The following is a 23,504-nucleotide window of genomic DNA, read 5'->3' as shown; positions in this document are numbered from 1 at the left end:
ACTGATATGGTTTCAGATGTTCCAGCTAGTCCAGTTGAAAGTTATTCTGAGATTTCGGTGTTCAAACCTGCACTCTTTATTCTCATCGTGGCATTATCGTTTCTGGGCGCAATTATCGGTATGCAGATTATTGTTACGCTCGGGATCTCAGCGAATACCTCAATTATTGGCGCGGTGCTGGCGATCCTCTTGTCCCGCATTCCTTCCTCCATTTTTTCAACCTTCCGCAATATTGATGCGCAAAATTTGGTTCAGACGGCCATTTCCTCTGCCACCTTTGCAGCAGCTAATGGGCTGTTGATCTCCATTGGTGTGCCGTGGGTGCTGGGAATGCACGAACTGATTTGGCCGATGTTGGCGGGATCTTCACTGGCTCTGGTGATTGATGGCACGATACTTTATGGCGTTTTTAATTCTCGTGCATTCCCGGCCAATGGCGGCTGGCCTGCTGGAGTAGCAACGGCAGAGACCTTATGGGCTGGGAATCAGGGCGGAAAGCGCCTTGGCCTGTTGGTTGTGGGTTTTGTGATGGGAATTGGCGGCGCCTGTTACGGTATCCCTATGGCTTCCGCTGGCATTGCGCTTATCGGTAGTGTTTTTGCATTGCTGATGTTTGCTGTCGGCTTGTTGGTCAGAGGGTATTCAGAATCAGGGCTTATTCATTACAACCTGTACGAACATTTTGTCCCGCATGGTTTCATGATTGGTGCAGGCCTGGTGGCATTGTTGCAGATAGGCTGGATTGTCGTAAAAAAACGCCGGGATGCCGATGGGAAGGATATTGAAAACAATCCGGAGCTTGAGTTCAGCGCGTCACGTCTGAAGAAATCATTGCTGGCGGGAGCCATTTTTTACTTTATTACCGCGCTGTTGTTAACGGCGCTGACCCAATTGTTCACACACATGTCCTTCCCTATGCTGATGGGCTTTTTGCTGTTCGCCACGGCTGCTGCCCTGGTTCAGGAAATGGTCGTCGGCATGGCAGCCATGCACTCCGGTTGGTTTCCTGCCACCGCTGCGGCCCTGATATCTCTGGTGGTTGGCATGCTGCTCGGTTTTCCACCTGAAGCACTGGCGGTGCTGGTTGGATTTTGTACGGCAACCGGCCCGGCGTTTGCCGACATGGGATTTGATTTAAAAACAGGCTTTATGATCCGGGGTTATGGCAAAGACTTGCAACGAGAGCGTTATGGTCGCAGACAGCAATATATTGCGGCCATGGTGGGGTTCGTCTGCGCAATGATTGTGGTTGCCCTGAGCTATCAGTTCTATTTTGCCCAGGACAAGATTGTCCCTGCGTCACGCCTCTATGCCGCAACTATTCAGGCCGGGAAATCCAGCAATATCGCAATGATGTTACTGATGTGGGCTGTTCCTGGCGCATTGCTTCAGCTGATTGGCGGCCCCCGTCATCAGATTGGGGTCCTCTTTTCTACTGGCCTGATGATCCACTACCCAATTGCAGGCTGGACTGTTCTCGCTGCGCTGGTTGTTCGCCTTCTGATGGAAAAAGTGTGGCATATCAGCAGTGATCGAATCTCGACCCTTGCCGGAGGTTTGATTGCTGGTGATGCGCTGACATCTGCGGCGAACGCGCTATATCCTGCAGTGAAAACCAAATTTCTTAGCATGATAAGTCACTAATTCGAAGGAGACTTTATGGACTGGACACGTGTATACCGGGATACCCTGGTCGCAGAAAAATATGCTTACTTTGATACCGGAGCGGCTGCACCGCCACCTGCGCCAGTCATTGACGCGGTAAAAGAGTATCTCGATAAAACCGCCAGACTTGGGACGTATTTGCCGAGTCTGCGCAAAGAGATTTATCAAAATATCGACATCACTCGCGAAAAAATGGCGAAATTTATTCATGCCGGCGTGAAAGAGATAGCGTTTACCAAAAATGGTACTGAATCAATCTGCCTTGTGGCTCGGGGAATTGACTGGCAGGAGGGAGACGAAATTATTCTCCCGGACACAGAAATGCTGAGCAACGTTTCGGTCTGGCATCTGCTGGCGAAAGAGAAAAAACTCACTCTCGTTATGTTGAAAGCTACGCCGGAAGGAATGATTGAGCCAGAAGCACTGCGTAAGCTCATTACCCCGAAAACACGATTAGTGAGTTTTGTCGCACTGTCCAATGTGACGGGAGCGGTTCAGCCTGTGGCCCAACTCTGCCATATCGCACGTGAATCGGGAGTGCTTAGCCACGTCAGTGCTTCTCAGGCGTTGGGAATGCTCACCATCAACGTGCGGCAGTGGCAGTGTGATTTTCTCTCCGCGTGTGGCAGGAAGGGGTTGCGCGCAATCGAAGGTTCCGGAGTGTTATATGTCCGCGAAGCGCTGATTACCTCACTGGCTCCAACGTTGGTCGGGTGGTGGAACAGCAGTATTGATGCGAAAAGTGGCGAAGTCCAACTCCTCGATACGGCGAAGCGTTTTGAAGCTGGTTGCCCAAATGTGCCGGCAATTATTAGCCTGGACCGTGCGCTAGATTATGCGAATGAGATTGGTATTGAGGTGATAGAACAGCGTTGCCGCGAACTCACGCAATATGCTTTGACTTGCCTCTCAGAACTGCCTGGTTTTGAAGCCTATGGTCCGGTCAATTCGCACATCCGATTAGGTATTATTCCTTTCAATATAAAAGGTATTCAGCCCGATAAATTAACCGAATGGCTTGAGCAACAGCAAATCATTATTGAATCAGGTCATTTTATGGCTAGCGCAATACTCCGGAATTATCAGATTGAAAAGATGGGACGAATTTCCCTGCATTACTTTAATCAGACGTCGGAAATAGACTGTCTGGTTTCCGCAATCACTGAGTATACAGGAGCACAGCAATGAAAAAAGCACTACTGATGAGCAGTTCCCGGATGGGGGAACTCGGATACCTTGAGCACGCGGAACAGCAGTTACATACCATTTTCCAACACGATGCTGAGGAAGTGTTGTTTATCCCCTATGCGGCGGTTTCCTTCAGTTTTGATGAGTTCGAAAATATCGTTAAAGCGGCATTTGAACGTTACGGATATGGTCTTAAATCGATCCATCGGTTCAGTGATCCTGTTTCCGCAGTAAAAAATGCCAAAGCTATTGCAGTCGGTGGGGGGAATACTTTTGCGCTGCTGAATCGTCTGTATCAGAGCAACATTGTCGAGTTGATTTCACAGCGTGTGAATGACGGTGAATTGCCGTATGTGGGCTGGAGTGCGGGCAGCAATATCGCGACGCCGACAATTCGTACAACTAACGACATGCCGATTGTCCAGCCACCTTCATTTAATGCGCTGAATATCGCACCATTCCAAATGAACCCGCATTTTATTTCTGGAAAACCGGTAGGGCACAATGGCGAAAGTCGTGAGGAAAGGCTGAATGAATTTTTAAGCATTAACCCCGAAGAACAGTTACTGGCCCTGTATGAAGGCTCAGCACTTTATATTGAAAATCAGCAGGGACGTATTTTAGGTGAAAAAGAGGGGCTATGGTTCAAGGCACCTAACCAGATTGAGAAAATTCTTCCGAACACGCCATTTGAATTAACCATGATTAAAGGAGTTAACTAAATGTCATCGAAATTTGTCAGCATTATTTATGAACTCATGGACGACCCGTCAATAAACGGTCAAAAAGTGGTGGATCAACTGGAAAGCCTGGGAGCAACCGATGCCATCATCACGACAACGGCGGTGAATTATGAAGCTCCGGAAGATACTTCGCAGATTTGTGATTTTGTAAAGGTTGTCATCAAAGGCAGCAATGGCAAGTCAGCTGGGGGGGAGAGTCCTTCGCCGACGATGGGAATTATTGGACGTCTGGGGGCTCAACAAGCTCAACCTGACAGGCTCGGCAAGGTGTCCGATTCTGATGGCTCTATTGTCGCATTGTCCACCGCAATGAAACTGCTGGATATGTCGGCGAAAGGCGCACGGCTTGAAGGCGATGTCATTATTACTACGCACATTGCCACCCATGTTTCTATCACACCGCGTGAGCCTGTTGATTTTATGGGCATGCCGGTTTCGTCTGGCACTATGAATGAGTATGAAGTTGATGGTGAGATGGATGCGATTTTGTCGGTCGACACCTCCAAAGGAAATAGCATTATCAAACACCGTGGGATTGCCATTTCAGCTACGGCGAAAGAAGGGTACATTTTACGTGTCGCGCAAGATCTGGTAACACTGCTGGAATATTCAACTGGCAGACCGGCTAAAACCTTCCCAATTACGACTCAGGATATTACGCCTTACGATAATGGTATTTATCACTTTAACTCCATTATGCAACCGCATGTGGCGACCACTGCACCGGTTGTGGGGTTGGCCATTACTGCAAAAACAGTTGTTCCGGGCAGTGAAACGGGATCCAGCTATGAAAGTGAGCTGGTTGACGCGACTGTTTTTGCCGTTGAAGTGGCCAAGCAGTTTACCTGGCAAAAAGCCGCCTTTTATGATGCCGATGAATACCAGGCCTTAATCGATATGTATGGCAGCCTGGCATTCTTGCAAAAATAAGCTGTGTCATCACAGGCAGCATACTATTCCGTTGCCTGTGATGAAGCCGTAAAAGTAATTCCCGCCGCATTTCTGTTTGTTACCATTCTGTATGAGTCGCAACTTTATGCCTGGCGCAGCAAGCTGAAGAATGCACAATCCTCTTCCGATCGTGAGCAGGAAATGTCTGTTGAAATTGCTCGCCTTAAGCGGCAACCAGCGGTGGGGGCCGGGGTGCGGGCCATTCTCCAAAAGGCCGCGGCATACTTCGTGAAGCGCCTGAAATGAAGTATGTCTTCATCGAAAAACATCGGGCTGAGTTGCGATGAGTCCGTCCGTAAGGCATTCACTGAAGCAAAACAGTGGTATGGTGCGCTTCGTCTTGCTGACGAACTGCCGGATTATAATATCAAAACTATTGCTGCCAGCCTGCGGTATCAGGGGCTGAGGGCCAAGGCTGCCCGGTCAGTTGCCAAGAACACGGTCTGCCCGCGTCAGAGAATCTGCTGAAACAGAATTTTTACGCAAGTTGCCCGAACTCGTGGTGTAAAAACACAGCGCATATTTGTTGTTGAAACTACGGGTATTTATACTGTTGACAGCTCCCCGCCCTGAATGAATTGCGCCCCAAAAGTTGGGTGGTTTTAATCAGGGTGTGTAAATGTAAATGTAAAGGTACAGGTGTTCCCTGCCTTCAGTAACGTTCAGGGATGGTCTTATTAATAGTTATCAGTTTGCCATTGTGGACAGTAATATACCCACCAATCTTCAGACTCGATAAAATCTGATACACGTAACTTTTAGATAGACGGGTTCGCCGCAGAATAAAAGTCGCAATACCTTCGTTATGAAGAGTGCCTTCTGTCGCCTTGTGCTGATAACGGTACAGCATCAGCCGGATAGTACTAAATCCGGAGTTTCCGCTACGCTCGAAGAAGACGTGAACCAGATTCAACGCCAAATGTGTCATTATACGGCCGAACAATGAAGTATTGGCTTCAGTGTGAAGAAAGACCGCATCAAATTCCTTCGGAGTCAGCTGGATTGCCGATATCGGGGTTTCCGCTCTGTAAGCCAGTCCTATATGACCGTAATAGCGCTCCATCAAGCCCACCGGCATCAGGCGAAAGGTGTGCCCTATAGCCATACCACCCTCTTGGGCGTCTTCTACGGTCAAGGTACCGTCAATAACGATAACAATTCCATTATTGCTTGGCCTCAAAATCATGCCCTTATCTAACGTTAACTCCCGGCCGACTTGCTTAAGCTGTGCTATAAGATCTGAAAAATCAATGGTTGAATAACTGATCTCGGCTGAAGCAAATAAACTTGGATTCATAGCACCCTCTGTAGTGGTAATCATTCATTAGTGTTGAAAAAACAAACAAAAAATGTAACTAAGGCTCATTTTATATAGATGTTATCTCACTGAGTGAGTGGAGCCAGGAGTATTGTTGATATGGAGTGGAGTAATTAGATCTTATATCATCGTTAGCACAGTCAACTCAGGCTCACCAATATAACATTAGACGAACGCCAAAAGAATAAAGAATTATTTATTGGAAACTCTAAGGCCGTGGCAAATTTTGCTGACCATTTCAATTGATTACTGAGTGTTATCCAGGCAGTTGAAAAAATAAAAATGTCATTGATTGGTAAAGCTATCTTTTTATCACTCCCTCCCATGTTAGTGGGGATCGGGATGGATTCGTGAAAGTTAGCATGTGGGAAATTACTAGTGCATTACTGGACTGGTGCGGTAATTAATAATCTGGATTTTCCATGGAACTTCTGCCTTTTCTCTTTTTGGATGTCGATGCCTCTATTGGCGCAAAAATCAGCAATGGAGACTGTGTAAGAAAAAGTTAATTCCCTGAGTGATCGGCAGGATGCCAAATCATGATCGATTCAGACACCATTTGCAGGGTGCATTTCTATAATGTCTCATTATAGAAATTTTTAGTAGAAATTAACACAATGGCAATGTCACTATTCCGGGGCAAGCATTACCACCGGGAGAATTGAACCAGGTTCGATGAGAATTTATTATACCCTGCGTTTAATTGGCGATGGTAATAAGTTAGAGGCCAGCACATATCATACCACTATTCGCTATAAACTTGATTATTAGTAATAAATTACTCGTGAAATTGTATGAGCTTTTTCTCTGGCACACGGAAGTATCCAAAAATATCTCTATTGAGTGCATTAATTATGGCCTCGTTGTCAGCCGGTTTCTATTCCAGAGCGGATGCGGATGAGAGCATTAAATTCAATACAGACGTGCTTGATGTTAACGATCTAGGGAATATCAGCCTTGATCAGTTTTCTCATGCCAGATATTCAATGCCTGGTGATTATACGTTTAGCGTTCGAGTGAATAGGCAAGCTCCTGACTCAGAGCATAATATTACTTATTATCCTGATACCGAGGATAAAAATAATTCTCTTGTATGTGTGCCTAAGGAGGTTGTCCACGAGTTTGGTTTAAAAGAGAAATATTTTAACCAGCTGACCTGGTTGGCGGTACCTGAAGACCCGCCGGGTAATCATCAGAACTGATAACTATAGTTTACACTGGCAAACCACAGATACGGATGATCATAGCTGCCGGAGAAGACCTCTGGCGTGGCTACTTTCGATGACTGCATATGCAGATACTCGACCGCAACCCCAACATTGCTGGCGGTTGTCAGCTGATACTGTGCACCGGTTGCAAAGCGCCATTCATCGCCGGTCGGCACGGTAAGCGAGACATCGTTTTGATCCTTGTACGGCGAGCTGTCAAAGGCCACACCTGTATTCAGACGCCATAAGTCAGTCGGTCGATATTGCACACCCACCGCGGTATGCCAGGTGTCTTTCATGCGGTTGTAATGATTGACTCTCTGACCGTTGAGCGTGATCTTCGGCGCGCCAAACTGGCTCCAGTCCTGCCAGCCGAGATCACCCATCACCGACCAGTGTTTATCGATATCATGCACCAGACTGAACATCAGTTGCTCAGGCTCATTCACCTCAGCAGTAATCGGCAGCTTATATTTACCTTGCCGTGCATTAATGTTGAAACCGTAATCGGTTTCGCTGTTCCAGGTCATTCCGGCACGGGTCTGGTCAGTCAACTGTATCAGCAGCCCAAGACGATAGCTGGTCGCCCAGTCGTAATTCTTTTGCGTCTTATCATTACCATCCACATTGCGCGTCAGGCTCAGGTAGCCGTAATTGGCGTTAACTGATGCCCCTACTGACACTTTGTCGCTGAGTTTGTACGCAAGTGAAGGGCTGACGGTCAGCGCCAACAGGCTGCTTTTCTTGATGAAGCTATCGCCTTCCCAGTCGCCAAAATCAACCCCCAGGCCGAAGTTGCCGTACATGCCGATGCCGGCGTAAAGATTGTCGTTAATTTTCTGACTGTAGAATGCACTGCTGTTAGGCATAATGTTCAGCACGTTACCAGGGCTTTTGCGATCATCGCCATTGAGCTGGTAATCAATATTTCCGCCCAGCGCCTGCAATCCACCGGTAAACATATGGTCCGGTAAACGTGTCATGCCTGCCGGATTGGTGGCGATGGTTGACGCGTCTTGTGCTCGTGCTGCCTGCCCAGCCCCGGCAAGTGCCGTATCTTCGGTGCCGATTTCGTAGAAAAAGAGGGCGCTGGAATGTGCGAACGTTGAACAAAGCAACCCTGAGCACAAAAGGACGATTTTTTTCATTTTCCACCGGCTAAGAAATAGATATTTTATATATTAATATCTGTTAAGGAACATCGTTATCAACACCGAGTTTGCCACCCGAAATATTCAGATAACCTCTTATTTATAGTATGGTTAACGATAGCAAATGGCTGGTTGATTAATCAGCAAAAAATTGGTTTATAATTAAATTTGTTACTTTTATTTTTCAGCAGACGATAGAACTGGCCGGGATCATCAGATATTTTGATATTTTGGCCAATTCGTGGCCTGCGCCTTCAACTGTTATTCGTCCATAATTTGATACTGGATTGAATATATCAACATCAGGCGATGGCACAATCTCGCGTACAGGCTCCTTTATGGGGTCAGTTCAAAACAGCGGGGAATGTCTCCTCAGCGATTTAATCACTCCATAATAGTGAAAGAAGCTCTTTAGCCTCGGAGCAGGCTTTCCGTTTTCTGCTTTTTCCGGTAACGGGTGCTGCCCGGGCCATTTTCACTCAGTTCCCCAGGATGTAGTACCTTCTTGCCTTCTGAACCCCATCATCCAGGATAAAAGGATCATCTCCGGATCCTTTTTCGATCCTGACAGGGATTTTTATTTTTCCGATATCTGGTGTATATACATAAGTAAGAATTATTGCGATCCGGCTCCCGCGAGTTTTTTCAGTAGCGAAGCGACCTTCCTCAGGCGAAAATAGAGACAGTTTTCCACCAGATTACGCTACGTGAATTCTGACGATTTTGCAGGGGTATTACCCTGCAGATTTTACGTAGCGCATCCAGATAAATGAGGTGTCATGTCCCTGCATCCTGTCAGCCTGAATGTCCCGGTTCATCCCGGTGGTTCATCCCTGGATTACGGCCGTGCGATCGCCCTGCGACGTATGGCCATGCATTACACCGAGTTGCCAAAATATCTGCTGGCACCGGAAGTGGCCGCCCTGATCCATTATCTGCCTGACTGGACACAGCATGGTCTCATCAACACCCTGTGGAACACCGGTGCACGTATTAATGAAGCGCTGGCGTTAAGAAGGCGGGATTTTCGACTTAATGACACCATTCCTCATGTGGTGATCCGCACGGCCAAACAACGCCGGAGCGGAGGGGGCCGTCCTGCCAAAGGTAAATCCGCTAACCGGGTCGTGGTGCTGTCCGATCCCGATTTCGTTCATGAGATGCGAAACCTTTTTGCCAGCACGAAAGAAAAGTTTGGAATTGATGCCCTGACGGGAGAAAAACGCGCGCTGCCGGTATGGAACGTCACTGACCGCACGGTGAGAAACTGGCTGAACGCAGCGGTGGATCGCGCGGAACGTGACGGGGTAAAACTGTCGATTGAGGTTTCCCCCCATACCTTGCGCCATAGTTTTGCGATGCATCTGTTGTATGGTCACACACCACCGAAGGTACTGCAGGCGCTGATGGGGCATGAGAAGGCCGAAAGTACCGAGGTGTACACGAAGGTGTTTGCGCTGGATGTGGCGGCCAGCCAGAATGTGACGTTCACCTTGCCGGTGGCGGACGCGCTGTTGTTACTGCGTGAAAACCGCTGAGTGCCTGGTGGGATCAACGGATGGGATTTATTTCAGGCGTTCGTCAAACCTGAAATTAACAGTGACGGCGTCCCGGGCAATCTTCGGGTATTCCGGATGTGCCGGATTAAGCAGATAATTATACTCCATGGGCGACAGTGCACTCGGAATACGCAGCGCTACGGCCTCAGTACTTTTTGCCCACTGATCCCCGATTTCTGCCAGTACGGAAGGCGCTTCAGACGCCGCCCAGTTCTCCGGCAGTACCTGCTTTTCAATCCGCTGGATCAGTTCATCCGGCACGTCAACCGACAGCAGGGTAAAGGAATCCAGCAGATTTGCGGCATGCAGATGGACCAGGGTTTCCAGCATGGTGAGTGAGGCCGCTTCAGAGGTATACACCATCGCCGTGCCCACACTGTTCCAGCGGCCACCTGCTTCTTTCGCTCCCTGCCCTGTCCAGGCCGTTATCAGGTAACGCGTTTTCGTCAGGCGCCAGAGTTTCAGGAGAACACCCCGTGCTCAAGCCGGGTGATCAGCTTCATCACTTCCCATGCGCCGGATTCCGACGCCAGCAAATCGGCAGGCTTTTTCCATCCCAGTGCCCGGCAGGGTTCATTCAGCCACTGCTGGGCTGCCGTTTTATTCCCTTCAAACAGATCCACGGCTTTATCCAGTACACGAATGAACCGTACCAGACGTTCGCTCTGAGCAGGTGTGAAGCGTGTTTTGCTGTTACGGTTGAATGTGGTGCCGGGAATACCGGTCATACGTCGCAGATCCGCCTGGGTGATGTGGGCCCATGACACGATACGACGTGCCACTTCGCCTTGCAGACCTTTATCAATTTCGCCAATCAGCATGACTCCATCAGATACGTTCAGCCCGACATGTTGCCACAGGTTTTCAGGTCCATAAGCCGGGATAGTGGGTGTGAAAACTTTCATAAGCACCTCCAGTTGGTATTTTAATTATACCCATATGGAGGTGTTGTGCGCTAATTATATGCGGATATGCGCCCTTACACCAATGTATGGGAAATACCTGAAGTTGCCGCTATCCTCCCATGGAGGGTAACTGAAGAGGTCGGGCCAGAATAGAAAAGATAAGTTTGCCGTTATCTGCTTCTTTCATTGAGACTTTGATAGGGGTCAGTGCGTTAATTTTCTCAATCGCTGGCAGCAGAAATGTTCGCTTCATTTCTGCAAAGTTAACTCGCTGAGAGTCCGGGAGTTCATAACGGTCGGCAAGCCAGGCAGCGGAGGTGATCCAGATCCCCGTAGAACGATACTGACAAAGACTTTCATACAGACGTATCACACGAACAGAGTTAATCCGGCCACAATCCAGAAGCGTATAGGTGGTGAACTGACTGGTCAACCCGGTCAGATAAGGCATAACCTTTGGATTGATCTCGATGTTCCACTGACCCCTGCCGCGCTTCAGTCCAGCCTCAGCAAGCCACGGGCGACGCACTTCTTCATATTCCCCCTCTGACGGGAAAAATGTCACCTGCCGGTTTCCCAGCTCATCGATGCCTCTACGGACATCAGTACTGGCTGTTGCCTGGCTGACCTTAAAATAACGCTGGTAATCTGCCACCTTCACCGTGAAAACCCCAGGGTGCTCCTGTTGATAATAGGTCTGCATCAGGCACAGCCATAGCACTCGTTTTGCCTGTAAAGGCAAATAATAAGCGGCTTCTGTCAACTCATTAGACTGAGAAATTTTTAACGCGTTATGGGGTTTCGACTCAGCAATATCCGTCATTTTCCAGGTTTCCATGACAGTTATGGGATGTTTTTCCTCTTCCCATAGTGGCAGATACCCATTGATGGTCAAGTTCTTCTTCAGGTATTTCCCATAAATCTGTGAACCTGAAATTAACTTCAGGTGTTTCCCATATCATCTATAGCTGTTTCCCATACTAACTTTGGGTACATCCCATACAGACTTTATGTGTAACCCATATAAACCCTGGCTCTTTCCCATACAGACTGCTCTGCAGGCCTTGTTGTTAAAGGCCTGTGGGATATCTAAAAAGCTTTAAAAAGAATAAAAAGAATAAAATCTTTTAAAAATAACCTGTTGATAAGTGAGTAATTGTGGGAAATACCTAAAGTTACTGTCCGATATGACGCTTAACGTACGACTGAAATGAAAACCCACTATGGGAAATACCTTAAGAACGTCCCGATTTGAGTGAAAATCCACCTGTTATGGGAAATAGCTAAAGTTTAAAGTTAAGGACTTTCCCTTTAGCGGCAGAGTGACCGTGCGTCCTGCTGAGAGTGTTTGTTTTGCGCTTCCTCGCTTTGACAGACTTCGCTAGTCAAAGTCTGCGGCGAGCACTCCATTTTTAGTGTGCATATTTTCCTGTAACTAACCTAACCAACTTAAATGTTTACAATTAATCATCTGTGTAGCATTATCGTGCAAATGCATAAATTCTACATAAAGGTTGGTTGTGATGATTAATAACACACAGCAGATTGAGAAGGTGGCACAGCGTTCAGAGAGAATGTTGTTATCTCTGACAGAGCAGATCCAGGCTCAAAAAGAAGAACTCTGCGAAAATGTCTATTTCCAGGTTTATGCAAAGGCAGCGCTTGCCAGGCTGCCTAAATTGACCCGGGCTAATGTTGATTATGCTGTCAATGAAATGGAGGCTTCCGGGTATATTTTTGACAAGCGTCCGGCAGGGACCGCCAGCAAATATGCGATGTCAATTCAGAACATCATTGATATCTATCACCATCGTGGTGTTCCTAAATATCGGGACAGGCACAGTGAAGCGTTTACTCTTTTTGTCGGAAACCTGAAGGGAGGCGTATCAAAGACAGTTTCTACTGTATCGCTGGCTCATGCCCTGCGCGCACATCCTCATCTGCTTTATGAAGATTTACGCATCCTGGTTATCGATCTCGATCCACAATCCTCAGCGACCATGTTCCTCAACCACACCCATTCTGTTGGGAATGTTGAAGCAACAGCTGCGCAAGCTATGCTACAGAATGTCGATCGTGAAACGCTGCTGAGTGAATTCATTGTTCCTTCGATTGTACCTGGTGTACATGTTCTTCCTGCATCCATTGAAGATGCGTTTATCGCTTCTCGCTGGGACGAGCTTTGCCATGAGCATCTGCCTTCACAGAATATCTATGGAGTCTTACGGGAAAATATTATTGATAAAGTGAAGGGAGACTTTGATTTCATCTTTATCGACAGTGGCCCTCATCTCGATGCCTTTCTCATGAATGCCTTAGCCGCTTCTGACGTGCTGATGACACCTGTTCCTCCTGCACAGGTAGACTTCCACTCCACACTGAAATATCTGACCCGATTACCGGAGCTTGTCGCGTTAATTGAAGAGTCAGGCGTGACAACCCGGCTAATTGGCAACATTGGTTTTATGTCCAAATTGTTGAATAAAGCCGACCATAAACTGTGCCACAGCCTTGCGAAAGAAATTTTCGGTGGAGACATGCTTGATGTTGGTCTTCCGAGACTCGATGGTTTTGAGCGATGCGGTGAGTCTTTTGACACCGTTATTTCCGCAAACCCTGCCACCTATATTGGCAGTAGTGAGGCTTTAAGAAACGCACGCGCGGCAGCGGAAGATTTTGCCAAAGCGGTATTTGATCGTATTGAATTTATTCGGATGAACTGAGGCTACTTATGAGCAAGCAACGAAAAACTATTGGCAGAACCCTCAGCCAGTCACCGTTAAATACCCCCGCTGAGAACGGGGAATTTACTCAGACTTTTATTATGCGTTCTGGTAAGCGTGCCGTATTCAGACTTGAGCATATTGACGCTTCTGATGTAGCCAACCAGACGTTTGTACTTATGGAGAATAATGGCCGGGACCAGGCAGCACTCACGAAAGCTTCTCTTCAGGACATCACGAGAACGTTGAGATTCCAGCAATTTTTTGCCGCAATTGGTCGTAAAATTGATGGGAAGATTGAAATTCTGGATGGTTCCCGCAGGCGAGCGGCGGCAATAATATGTAAAACGGGTCTGAACGTACTGGTGACAGACTCAGAAATTACAACAGAAGATGCGCGCCAGCTCGCGAAAGATATTCAGACAGCGAAAGAGCATAATCTGCGTGAAGTGGGTTTACGATTAAGTGTGCTTAAAGACAACGGAATGTCGCAAAAGGAAATAGCTGAAGATCAGGGGTTATCTCAGGCAAAAGTGACGCGTGCATTGCAGGCTGCCAGTGTTCCTCAAGAATTGTTGACCGTGTTTCCTGTACAGTCAGAACTGTCATATCCCGATTACAAGCTCTTGTTGACCTTTAGTGAACATCTTGCTGAAAAACAAATCCCTGTTGATAGCTTGCTGAAGGATATTGATAGCGAGCTTACCGTGATACATGCGCGAGAAGGGCATACCGCCGAAGATGTGAAAAATGCTGTTCTTGGACTTCTGCGTCGAAAAGTCGCTTCCCTCATTGCCGGCCCTGCGAAAGATAAGGTGCAAACGACCCCACTCTGGAATTTTGCAGAGAAAGACCGTTTTGCCCGGAAAAAAAGCAAAGGGAGAATGTTCAGTTATGAATTTAATCGTGTACCCAAAGCGCTGCATGATGAGCTCGATAACGCTATTGAAGATATTCTTTCTCGCCATCTGAAAAACGAGTGATTTTGTGGCGATTTCAGCCTGAAATTGTTACTTTTTTCTTATGTTAAGGCGGTTTTATTTGTAATTTTTCGCTGGCCACATTTCGATGTCATTGTTTTGATTTATAACGATTTATTAGATTAATTTCACCCTGAAATCGCCACAATTTCACACAATGATAAGCGCGTTTAGATGTTGGCGAAAATAATGAGATTTAAACGAAGTTGATTGCTGTAAATTAGCTGATTGGGTTTTGGCTGGTTACCATTGCTGTTTAACGGCGTTTATTATTCCGCTGCTTCCCGGACCCGGTCAGATAATGAGAGACCCGTTAATGCAGCATTGTAACGCCTGTTGTGAGTCAGCGCTCAGTAAATCCGCCAGTGAGGTTTCATCGCTTATCAGCGCGTTAAGTGATTCAAGCAGTGGTATATGTGCAAGATTACTGGCTGGGACAAGAATAACAATGACACTCGGGGTGATGGTCACGCCAGGTATATCAAAATGGAGGGGGTACCTGAGTTTCAGTAGAGAAAGCGCCCCCTCAGTCGCCCCCGGTGGCGGAGTGTCGTGAAGCAGCAATATATCTGGCGTCAGATAGGTGGTTAACCCTCGCGACTCTATGCGGCGGACAATATTGCGGGCATATGAAGAGTCGATAATTCCTTGTTTAATCAGCGGCTGCGCCGCTTTGCGAATCAATAGCTGCCAGCCAGCCTTACGGCCGGTAAAACCGGCGAGCAGTAAGCGTGGCAACCCTGGAGATGAAAGGGGCCGGGAGCGACGTTGCTGCTTCTGGATAAACTGGCTGATAATAGTGCTGAATTCTCGGTTGAGCGGCTCTTTCTGCTGTGGAACAAGGCGAGTGGCAGAGGTAACCAAAGCATTAACCAGCTCCGCAATTCCGGTAGGTTCTATGTTGTGTTTCAGCATTAATCTTATCTGCTGTTTTTCCCCTTCAGTCAGCAAATGCTGGGTCTGAATAAACCTCGTATGTGCGAGCAGCTGGCAGCTTAGTCCGATTGTACTCACCACTAACCGGATATGCGGTCCAATCCCTTGCAGCTGGAGCTGACTGGCAGAAACTTGCTCAATATTTAGTGGCAACACGGTCAGATTACGTAACTGATTTTCCAGAATTGCGGTAGAAGAAAGTCCTCCTTCTGTTACCAGCAAAAGGTGCTGTTCACCCGTTTCAGGCCGTCGATCTAACCAGGCAGCAAAGCTGATCACAACATAACTCAATTCATCATCACAAAACGCCACATGATACTCCCGCTCCAGGCTGATGATAATTTGACGGCAAAGACGAAAGATCATCGGATAACGCTGAAGAATCTCCTCTTTCAGTACATTTTCACTGTGTATACCAAACAGACAGCGATGAATGGCAGGACCAAGATGAGAGATGAGCCGTGACTCAAGTTGATGAACATCCTGGAGATATACGCCGGACAATGCCTGAAATTGCTCAATGAGTTTTTTCACGACAACCATTAAACGATTATCTTTGCTGATATTTTCCTGGTGTGATTTGACCTTTTTGCTGGCAGAAAGCAACAATGAAAAGAACAGCGTATTTCCGGAAAGTTCAGGTAACGGGAGTTGTTGGGCCAGTACCGCATTCAGGCCGGCAGCCACTTCACATTCTGACTGTTCGCGAAGAAAACGACTTTGTATCGATGTGAATTCCGGGACCCTCCCCCTGAGTGTGTCCACCAGACTGAAGAGGATCATATACTGCAATGAACGCCGGTCTTTGTCGGTAAACACCCGGTTTAGCTGTTGTTCGGTCAGTTGCAGTTGCTTGTCGATGACATGCTTCACCCTGTGTTCTTGTATGCCCATATCATTGAGCTGGCACAATAAAATCTGCGCTATACGTGTTTCCGCCTGATAATCTGAAAATTTCAGCGTGTGCTGCAACATCTGTTGAACAGCCAGCCGGCGTGCCAGATTACTTCCGTCGATGCGGTATCCCTGTTTCTTGTTGATCACCAGAGTAAGCCGATGCTGTTGCAGATGCGTTTTTAGCAGGCAGATATCGTTAAGGGTGGTATTACGACTGACGCGGTTGAGTTCACTGAGATGTCGGGAGGCGGGTTGATTATGGCATGCCAGATGCAGGAGCAGGTTGTCGCGACGTTCTTCCGCATTAAGTTTGTAGTGCTGACCGTGGATGTCCGCCATTTTTAGCAAAACCCCGGTAGCTTCATCTTTTGCAAGATGTACACCGCGATGAGCGTCGCAGATTAACGGTGTAAAGCCTTCTGCTATCAGCCAGTCGTTGATGCGGGTACGCCGGTGATAGAAATTCCTCTGAGGTAAGCCAATTTTCTCGCAGAGCATTTTGATGGTCATCCCGGGCTCTGCGGCGACCTTTTTCAGAATTTCCACGGTCATATGGTCGAGTTGCATGTTGTCTCCTGAAAAAGCTGACCCCGAAGGTGCCAGCTCTCAATATCAGTGAGTTACAGGAAAGACGGGTAAGGCAGGTCCGTTTCCGCTTCGAAAATATCCGGGAAGCCACGTGGATGCTGGTAGACGCGACGGTTGCGATCCTGCGGATAGGTAAACTTACCGCCAGGTTGCCAGATGAACGGCACGAACTGATATTGCAGGCGGTGACGGCGCATTTCGAACAGCGTCAGAATTTCGTTGGTATCCGCCAGCATGTTGCACCAGATATCGTGGTGGAACGGAATCATCACATCCGTGCGCAACGCTTCGCCCATTCGCAAAATGTCCACAGAGGTCATTTTGTCGGTAATGCCAATCGGGTTCTCGCCAAACGAGCCCAGTGCTACGTCGATATTATACTGCTTGCCATGTTGAGCATACATGTTGGAATAGTGAGAATCGCCTGAATGATAGATGTTACCACCCGGTGTTTTCAGCAGGTAGTTCACCGAGCGAAGATCCATATCCGGAATAGCCGCGCCATCATCAGCCAGCGGTTTTGGCGGTTCAGTGATAAGAATCGTACGGTCTGAAGATCCCAGCACCATTATTTCCATATCTTTGATTTTGATAGCATCACCCGGTTTCACGACCCGGCAACGCTCAGCAGGCACACCCCACTGCATCCACAAATCGACACACGCCTGCGGGCCAATAAACGGCACGTCCGGGGAGCAGTTCTTCAGTACAGCTGCCGCCACGTTGATATCGATATGGTCAGCGTGATAGTGCGTGGCCAGCACCGCGTCGATCTCTTTGATTGAGAAAGGGTCGAGCACGAAGGGAGTGCTACGCAGGTTCGGCTGGGCGATACGTGCGCCGCTCATACGCGCCATCTGATGGCTCGGCTTCATGTCTGGCAGATCCTTTTTACGCTTGCCGGTGCCACACCAGAAATCGATGCTGACGTTGGCATTGCCTGGCGTTTTCACCCACAGACCCACGCAACCGAGCCACCACATTGCCACAGAATCTGGGGCAACGTTCTCGGCGCTGATTTCGTCATTCAGCCAGCTACCCCATTCCGGAAAGGTATTCTGAACCCAGGATTCGCGGGTAATTTCGTTTACATGACTCATGATTGTCTCCTTACACTTCGGTGGAATGGGCAATTTTCTGGAAAGCGATAGCCGCTTCGCGGCAGTCAGACGCATTCAGAATGGCACCGCCAACAATGGCGATAGCCGGGTTAAGTTGTTTTTTGATGATCGGCAGGGTGTTGAGATTAATCCCCCCCGCCAGCGAGACAGGCAAACCTGTCACTTCACGCACATCGAGGAACTCACGGAACGCATCTTCCAGGTTGTCGCCGCAATCCGCGTTCTTATGGACACAAAGCTGTGTTGCGCCCAGCGCTTTGAGTTCCTTCGCGCGCTGCACCGGGTTAAGGACAGACTGCAAATCAAAGACCACGGTGGCGTTATTTTCGTTGGCAATCGCCAATACCTTTTTTACTGCCGTGTCGCTGGCAACCGCCAGCATGGAGTAGTTCTCCGGCGAGCATTTACTCATCAACGTCGCTTCACGCTCCGGGCCATCAATGATTTTCATGTCGAGAAACAGCGGTTTACCCGGGCAGATGGCGCGAATATCCGCGGCAATCTGGATGCCGCACAGCTTCAGCAGCGACGTGCCCACTTCGATAATATCGACATGCGGCCCCGCTTTGCGCACCACGTCGAGTGCCTGATCACGGTCAAGTAAATCGAGCGCCAGTTGAATTTTCATAGCCATCTCCATGACAGTTACAGCACCAGACCAAAGGCGGTGCCAACAAATTTCAGCAGATACAACAAGGGTAACCAGACCAGGGTGAAGTCGATGTTGGAGAACATCAACCCGGAACCGAACAGAGAGCCCATCAGTGGGTAGAGTAGAATGATGCCGGCATGCGCGATAATACTGGTGACAAAGCCTGCGGCCAGCGCACCTTTATAACCACCGTATTTGTTGCCAAACACACCCATGGTGCAGCCATCAAAGAACATGATGATCGGGCTCGGGAAAACAATAATCGGGCATTTGAAGAGGATGGTTGCCCCCATGACCAGCAACGCACCGGCAACGGACGCGATAAAGCCGAGCATTGCGCCTGTCGGTGAGTAAGGGAACAGCGCCGGGCAATCCAGAGCGGGAACCGCATCTGGCAGCAGTCGGTCGGAAATCCCTTTAAATGCCGGAACAATCGAGCCGATAAACATGCGCACACCGACCAGCAGGATCACAACGCCCGCGGTAAAGGTCAGCCCTTCCATAATCAGCCAGACAACCCAGTTGGTTTTGCCGCTCAGTTGGCCGATGCCATCCGCGCCTACAGCCAGGCCAATGCCGAGGAAAATCAGCGGCATCAGGAAGGAGAGCGAGAGGGTGTTATCGCGGAACATCGCCAGAAAACCAGGTAGTTTCATCTCTTCAGCATCCTGCTCCGGATTACCACATACCTTCGCGATGCGACTCGCTACCCACGCACCGACCTGTTGGTTGTGACCGAGTGTCAGATCATCACCAATAAAGTGCTGAGCGAGCGCACGGGTAATGGCTGGCGTAAGCGTCCAGTACAGCGCACAAAACACCGCGCCGGTGATAATCAGTGGGAAGCCAGATAATCCCAGCACACCCGGCAGCGATACCACCATAAAGGTCGCCAGGAACAGCTGGATATGCACCGTCAGGAACACGTTTTTGAAGCGCTTGAACGGGATAATCCAGACGAAAAACAGATGAATCAGGAAACCGAGAATGAACGTCATGGTAACGTCATTGGCAAAGTGCAGCATCGCTACACCAAACGCAGCTTCATTTGCGGGCAGCACGCCCTGGATGCCAAGCGTGCTATTCAGTTTTCCCATGATAGGTGTGAGGGATTTCAGCAGCGTGCCTGAACCGATGGTGATAACCAACAGGCCAATGATGGTTTTTACCGTCCCATCAATGACTTCGTTGGCCCTCTTTCCCTGAAGTATCAGCCCCGTCATCGCAATGAGGCCGAGGAGCAGCGGCGCTTTGTCGAGCAGCTGGAAAATAATAAAATCGACAATATCTTTCATCGTGGTCCCCTTTTTATAGCAGGTCTTTACGCCAGATTTTTGAGGTAGTCGCCGATGCTGCTTTCGATTTCGACTTTACGCACAAAGTTAGTCAGTACGATAGTTTTGCTCTGCACTTCAGCAGGCATACTGACCGCTAACTCACGTGTGGTGACATACAGGTCGGCAGGTACACTGCGTACACTGCCCAAATCGCAGGTATCCACGGTGGCGGAGAGGTCCATTTTTTTCAGTACTTGTTCGATGTTTATTTTAGCAATCACACTCGAGCCAAGACCCATGCCACAAACGCAAACAATTTTCATATTAATCTCCTTGTTCTACCTTATTTATTGCAGAATAAATGTCCTGGATATTGTTCGAAGATTTCAGTAATTCGATGTTGTCTTCGTTATCCAGAAATTCCACCAGTTGAGATATCATTTCCAGATGGTCGTTATTACTGATGGCGCATAACCCCAACACGATATAGACGGGATCGTTTTCTTCGCTGCCAAAGTTAACAGGCTCCGCAAGTGTCGTCAGACTTAAACCGGTTTTTAAGACACTGGGAGCGGGTCGGGAGTGGGCAAGGGCAATACCCGGTGCCACAACAATATAAGGGCCGTAGGTTTCTACAGCCTTGATCATTTCCTGGGTATAGTCCGCAATCGTGTGACCACCGGACTCAAGTAAACAACCAACTTCAGTAATTGCCTGACGCCAGTCCTTCACACTGATTTTCAGCCGCATATTCTTTTTAGAGATTATTTCACTCATGTTATGAGAGTCCTGTGTTCGGGTCTGAACACAGGCTATTACGAAAAAGGTTGTTAAAAAAAAACAATTTTTGCTCAGTGCAGAGACAATAAACTGGGCTTAACAAGGTGCAAACGGGATGGTTTTGTGGAGAACGCCACAAATATACGGGTAATACCCTGTATTTAATCCAGGTCTTGTACGTAAAACGAGGGCAGTTCAGTGCCTGAATATTTGAAGGGGATCAAATATTTGTGGCGCACTTTTTACATAAATACAGAAGCCGGTAAATCAGACGGGAAGGTTATCCCGTTCAGGATGACGATGTTGTAAGACTTTCGCCGTTACAAGGTGGGCATATCAATATGGGGGGGAAGCTCAAAGGAACGTAAATGTACGCAAAGTATGTTTTTTAACCCTTTCGACGTTTTCAATCATCACTTATCTTTTGTGTCATCGATCACAATATTAAACGCGGGAGAAAATACTTCCTTGATAACCTACCTTCCAGTAGGTATAGTGAATTCATCAACACAAACACAGACAACCTTAATTACTTCTGGAGTTTTATTATGAAAAACGTTATCCGCACTGCTTTTGCCGTTTTTGCCCTGTCCGTTGCCGGTTACGCCTCTGCTGCTCAGGAAGTTGACCGCAGCGAAGCACTCTCCTTAATGAAAGTGGGCGTGGTTAGCACCGGTAATGCCTACACCCTTGATCAGCTGAACCGATCACTGGCGATGAAAGCCAGCGATGCCGGAGCAACCGGTTACCGCATTACCAGTGTTAGGGGTAATAACCTGCTGTCAGCCACCGCTACCCTGTACCGTTAAGTACATGAACCCATGTTTAATCTTTCTCACATATAAAAAGGCATCTCATGAATAACTGGAATGAATACCGCGCAGACACACTTAAAAACGTCGGACAGCTGGGTAAACTGGTACCTGAGACGCTGAAAGGCACGGGGGCGCTGATGAATGCGGGGAACAAAACAAGCCATCTGGATACCCGTACCCGGGAGCTGATTGCTCTGGCCTGTGCCGTCACAACCCGTTGTGATGGTTGTATATCCATCCACGCCGAAGCTGCGCTGAAAGCCGGTGTGACGGAGGAGGAGATTGCTGAAGCGCTGGGGGTGGCTGTTTCACTGAATGCTGGGGGAGCTGTGGTTTACTCAGGCCGTGTCATTGATGCTTTCCGACAGGCTCGTGATGCCTGAAACTGTTATCCTGCATGAAGACATTAACGGAATGACCGGTCAGCAGAAAGCGAGCGGTCATTCTTGCATTGGTTTTTACGCACTTAAGGCTCTGACATTATGTCCACCTACGAGCGTCTGCTTGAACGGGTTGATACCTTCATTCAGGAAAATGGCTTTGAAGGTTTCAGCTACGCGGACCTGGCCACTGGTCTCGGTATCCGCAAGGCCAGTATTTATCACCATTTCCCGACCAAGAATGACCTTGGTCTTGCAGAAAGAACGCTCTATTCCTTGGGCTTGAGGAAATGATTATGCAGTTACCGGCAGGACCAGAACAGTGGGCAGCCTACCTGAATGCTTTTTCTGCTTCAGCAGGTGGGATGTGGCCAAGTCGCTCAAGCAGCCGACGATTGTTGTACCAGTCCACCCATGCCAGTGTCGCCAGCTCCACTTCCTGCCGGTTTTTCCAGCTCTGCCGGTGTATCACCTCTGCTTTGTACAGACCGTTGATGCTTTCGGCCATGGCATTATCGTAAGAGTCACCTGTGCTGCCCGTTGAAGCAAGAAGCTCCGCTTCCTGTAGCCGCTGCGTGTAGGCCAGTGAAACATATTGTGAGCCCTTATCTGAGTGATGGATGGTGCCGGAAGGTCGACGTGCCCACAGTGCCTGCTCCAGCGCATCCAGTACGAACGTTGTCTCCATCGACGATGACACCCGCCAGCCCACGATAACTCCGGCGAACACATCTATGATGAACGCTACATACGCGAAGCCCTGCCAGGTGCTGACGTACGTAAAATCTGCCACCCAAAGCTGATTGGGGCGCTCTGCCGCGAACTGGCGGTTTACCCTGTCGCCTGCCGCAGCGCCTTTCCTGCTGACCGTCGTCCGCACTTTTTTACCCCGGAGCACACCAGCGAGGCCCATGCTCTTCATCAGTCGCGCCACCGTGCATCTGGCCACGCTGAAGCCCTCGCGTTGCAACTGACGCCAGACTTTACGGATGCCATAGACGCTGTAGTTTTCGTCATACACCCGCTGTATTTCCGGTTTCAGCTGCTCGTCACGGCGGTCACGCTGGCTACGTTTCTCCGGATGCTGACGGTATTCACGGTGCCGGTAGTACGTCGACGGGGCGATATTCAGCTCATGACATACCGGTCCGACCCCGTGACTACCGCTGAGGGTATCCAGCAGTGGCATTATTTTTTCCACAGACGGTCGTACTCCGCCTTCGCAAAATAAGCTGAAGCCTGGCGCAGAATATCGTTGCTGCGTCGCAGCTCACGAACCTCTTGCTCCAGCGCTTTGAGGCGCTGACGCTCATCGCCTGTGAGCCCGCCATCGCCGGCACCATTATTGCGTTCATGCTGACGCAGCCAGGCCCTGAGCGTGTCGGGGCTACAGCCAATTTTTGGCGCGATGGAGTTGATGGTGGCGTGTTCTGAGTGATATTCGCTGCGCTGTTCCAGCAGCATTCGGACAGCGCGCTCACGCAGTTCGGGTGGGTAACGGTTTGCTCTTTTGGATGTCATTTCGGGTCTCCTTTCACTGAGAGTTTAGTCTCCCGAAAACCCGGTACGGTTCAGTGCACATTAATGGTGAGAAAGCCGGTAATGCCAAAGCGGTGTTTAACATCGACCTTGGCAATGACGGTGGCAAGTACAAGCTGGAGCTTGAA

The 23,504-nt window shown here is 48.7% G+C and carries 23 protein-coding genes, 1 pseudogene and 1 other annotated feature; of the genes and pseudogenes, 12 read left to right on the top strand and 12 right to left on the bottom strand.

Annotated elements, in window-relative coordinates; all coding sequences use genetic code 11:
* The first annotated feature begins 6 nt into the window (after positions 1–6).
* The 5 genes and pseudogenes from FH968_RS21650 to FH968_RS21630 form a co-directional block, all read left to right on the top strand.
* Positions 7–1,644, top strand: coding sequence for an OPT/YSL family transporter (locus FH968_RS21650; RefSeq protein ID WP_139883253.1), 1,638 nt, complete (start codon positions 7–9; stop codon positions 1,642–1,644).
* A 15-nt stretch (positions 1,645–1,659) separates the two neighbouring features.
* Complete coding sequence (locus FH968_RS21645) at positions 1,660–2,853, top strand: aminotransferase class V-fold PLP-dependent enzyme (protein ID WP_139883250.1); 1,194 nt, start codon at positions 1,660–1,662, stop codon at positions 2,851–2,853.
* Positions 2,850–3,575 (top strand): dipeptidase PepE, encoded by a 726-nt coding sequence (gene pepE, locus FH968_RS21640; RefSeq protein WP_139883248.1) that lies wholly within the window; start codon positions 2,850–2,852, stop codon positions 3,573–3,575. Before FH968_RS21645 ends, pepE begins: the two co-directional genes overlap by 4 nt.
* The gene (locus tag FH968_RS21635) at positions 3,576–4,526 is read left to right on the top strand and encodes a DUF1177 domain-containing protein (RefSeq protein WP_139883245.1); all 951 of its coding nucleotides are present in this window, start codon (positions 3,576–3,578) and stop codon (positions 4,524–4,526) included.
* A gap of 3 nt (positions 4,527–4,529) precedes the next feature.
* Positions 4,530–5,071 (top strand): annotated as a pseudogene (locus tag FH968_RS21630) (IS3 family transposase); the annotation flags it as partial.
* 128 nt (positions 5,072–5,199) lie between these two features.
* On the opposite strand, the gene FH968_RS21625 reads toward FH968_RS21630, so the two are convergent.
* On the bottom strand, positions 5,200–5,844 hold the full coding sequence (locus FH968_RS21625) for a helix-turn-helix domain-containing protein (RefSeq protein WP_189389295.1): 645 nt from the start codon (positions 5,842–5,844) through the stop codon (positions 5,200–5,202).
* An 815-nt stretch (positions 5,845–6,659) separates the two neighbouring features.
* Here FH968_RS21625 and FH968_RS21620 point away from each other — a divergent pair.
* Complete coding sequence (locus tag FH968_RS21620; protein WP_139883241.1) at positions 6,660–7,067, top strand: FimD/PapC N-terminal domain-containing protein; 408 nt, start codon at positions 6,660–6,662, stop codon at positions 7,065–7,067.
* Here FH968_RS21620 and FH968_RS21615 read toward each other — a convergent pair.
* Positions 7,058–8,221: an OmpP1/FadL family transporter gene (locus FH968_RS21615; protein ID WP_139883238.1), complete on the bottom strand. Its 1,164-nt coding sequence runs from the start codon at positions 8,219–8,221 to the stop codon at positions 7,058–7,060. The genes FH968_RS21620 and FH968_RS21615 overlap by 10 nt on opposite strands.
* Positions 8,222–9,003: 782 nt before the next feature.
* Here FH968_RS21615 and FH968_RS21610 point away from each other — a divergent pair.
* A complete protein-coding gene (locus FH968_RS21610; RefSeq protein ID WP_223271363.1) occupies positions 9,004–9,762 on the top strand; it encodes a tyrosine-type recombinase/integrase in 759 nt (252 codons plus the stop codon).
* Positions 9,763–9,789: 27 nt separating this feature from the next.
* Here FH968_RS21610 and FH968_RS21605 read toward each other — a convergent pair whose 3' ends face one another.
* From FH968_RS21605 to FH968_RS21595, 3 genes are all read right to left on the bottom strand, one after another.
* The gene (locus FH968_RS21605) at positions 9,790–10,248 is read right to left on the bottom strand and encodes an RES family NAD+ phosphorylase (protein WP_139883236.1); all 459 of its coding nucleotides are present in this window, start codon (positions 10,246–10,248) and stop codon (positions 9,790–9,792) included.
* Positions 10,245–10,688: an antitoxin Xre/MbcA/ParS toxin-binding domain-containing protein gene (locus tag FH968_RS21600; RefSeq protein WP_139883234.1), complete on the bottom strand. Its 444-nt coding sequence runs from the start codon at positions 10,686–10,688 to the stop codon at positions 10,245–10,247. The genes FH968_RS21605 and FH968_RS21600 overlap by 4 nt, the downstream gene beginning before the upstream one ends.
* A 109-nt stretch (positions 10,689–10,797) precedes the next feature.
* Positions 10,798–11,511, bottom strand: coding sequence for a replication initiation protein (locus tag FH968_RS21595; protein ID WP_223271362.1), 714 nt, complete (start codon positions 11,509–11,511; stop codon positions 10,798–10,800).
* 700 nt (positions 11,512–12,211) lie between these two features.
* On the opposite strand from FH968_RS21595, the gene FH968_RS21590 reads away from it, so the two are divergent.
* Positions 12,212–13,411: an AAA family ATPase gene (locus FH968_RS21590; protein ID WP_139883232.1), complete on the top strand. Its 1,200-nt coding sequence runs from the start codon at positions 12,212–12,214 to the stop codon at positions 13,409–13,411.
* Between the two features lie 8 nt (positions 13,412–13,419).
* Entirely contained in the window at positions 13,420–14,394 is a 975-nt protein-coding gene (locus FH968_RS21585) for a ParB family protein (protein ID WP_139883230.1), read from the top strand.
* A gap of 291 nt (positions 14,395–14,685) precedes the next feature.
* Here the strand turns inward: FH968_RS21585 and FH968_RS21580 are convergent, their stop codons facing one another.
* Genes FH968_RS21580 through FH968_RS21555 form a run of 6 tightly spaced genes read right to left on the bottom strand, consistent with a single transcriptional unit; the run spans position 14,686 to position 20,639 of the window.
* Positions 14,686–16,791 carry a PRD domain-containing protein gene (locus FH968_RS21580; RefSeq protein WP_139883228.1) on the bottom strand — a complete coding sequence of 702 codons (2,106 nt, stop codon included), beginning with the start codon at positions 16,789–16,791 and terminating at the stop codon, positions 14,686–14,688.
* 53 nt (positions 16,792–16,844) lie between these two features.
* The gene (gene ulaG / locus FH968_RS21575; RefSeq protein WP_139883226.1) at positions 16,845–17,912 is read right to left on the bottom strand and encodes an L-ascorbate 6-phosphate lactonase; all 1,068 of its coding nucleotides are present in this window, start codon (positions 17,910–17,912) and stop codon (positions 16,845–16,847) included.
* 10 nt (positions 17,913–17,922) lie between these two features.
* On the bottom strand, positions 17,923–18,561 hold the full coding sequence (locus FH968_RS21570; RefSeq protein WP_189389292.1) for an orotidine 5'-phosphate decarboxylase / HUMPS family protein: 639 nt from the start codon (positions 18,559–18,561) through the stop codon (positions 17,923–17,925).
* Between the two features lie 17 nt (positions 18,562–18,578).
* On the bottom strand, positions 18,579–19,880 hold the full coding sequence (locus tag FH968_RS21565; protein WP_139883222.1) for a PTS ascorbate transporter subunit IIC: 1,302 nt from the start codon (positions 19,878–19,880) through the stop codon (positions 18,579–18,581).
* Positions 19,881–19,906: 26 nt separating this feature from the next.
* Positions 19,907–20,185 carry a PTS sugar transporter subunit IIB gene (locus tag FH968_RS21560; protein WP_139883220.1) on the bottom strand — a complete coding sequence of 93 codons (279 nt, stop codon included), beginning with the start codon at positions 20,183–20,185 and terminating at the stop codon, positions 19,907–19,909.
* A 1-nt stretch (position 20,186) separates the two neighbouring features.
* On the bottom strand, positions 20,187–20,639 hold the full coding sequence (locus tag FH968_RS21555) for a PTS sugar transporter subunit IIA (protein WP_139883218.1): 453 nt from the start codon (positions 20,637–20,639) through the stop codon (positions 20,187–20,189).
* Positions 20,640–21,190: 551 nt separating this feature from the next.
* Between FH968_RS21555 and FH968_RS21550 the strand changes: the two genes are divergently transcribed.
* The 3 genes from FH968_RS21550 (at position 21,191) to FH968_RS21540 (ending at position 22,131) form a co-directional block, all read left to right on the top strand.
* On the top strand, positions 21,191–21,451 hold the full coding sequence (locus FH968_RS21550; RefSeq protein WP_139883216.1) for a YdgH/BhsA/McbA-like domain containing protein: 261 nt from the start codon (positions 21,191–21,193) through the stop codon (positions 21,449–21,451).
* A gap of 47 nt (positions 21,452–21,498) precedes the next feature.
* Entirely contained in the window at positions 21,499–21,840 is a 342-nt protein-coding gene (locus FH968_RS21545; RefSeq protein WP_139883214.1) for a carboxymuconolactone decarboxylase family protein, read from the top strand.
* 99 nt (positions 21,841–21,939) lie between these two features.
* Positions 21,940–22,131 (top strand): TetR/AcrR family transcriptional regulator, encoded by a 192-nt coding sequence (locus FH968_RS21540; protein WP_139883212.1) that lies wholly within the window; start codon positions 21,940–21,942, stop codon positions 22,129–22,131.
* A gap of 37 nt (positions 22,132–22,168) precedes the next feature.
* Here the strand turns inward: FH968_RS21540 and FH968_RS21535 are convergent.
* A protein-coding gene (locus tag FH968_RS21535) for an IS3 family transposase (RefSeq protein ID WP_189389289.1) occupies positions 22,169–23,358 on the bottom strand; the annotation gives its coding sequence in 2 pieces (ribosomal slippage) (positions 22,169–23,064 and positions 23,064–23,358; 1,191 coding nt in all).
* Positions 22,955–23,071 (bottom strand) — a sequence feature (AL1L pseudoknot). (Overlaps the previous gene by 117 nt.)
* Positions 23,359–23,504: the final 146 nt, after the last annotated feature.

The sequence above is a fragment of the Buttiauxella sp. B2 genome, from assembly GCF_006376615.1.
Taxonomy (GTDB): Bacteria; Pseudomonadota; Gammaproteobacteria; order Enterobacterales; family Enterobacteriaceae; genus Buttiauxella.
Note: the sequence above shows the minus strand (reverse complement) of the source record. Positions and strands in the feature narration are given on the sequence as shown.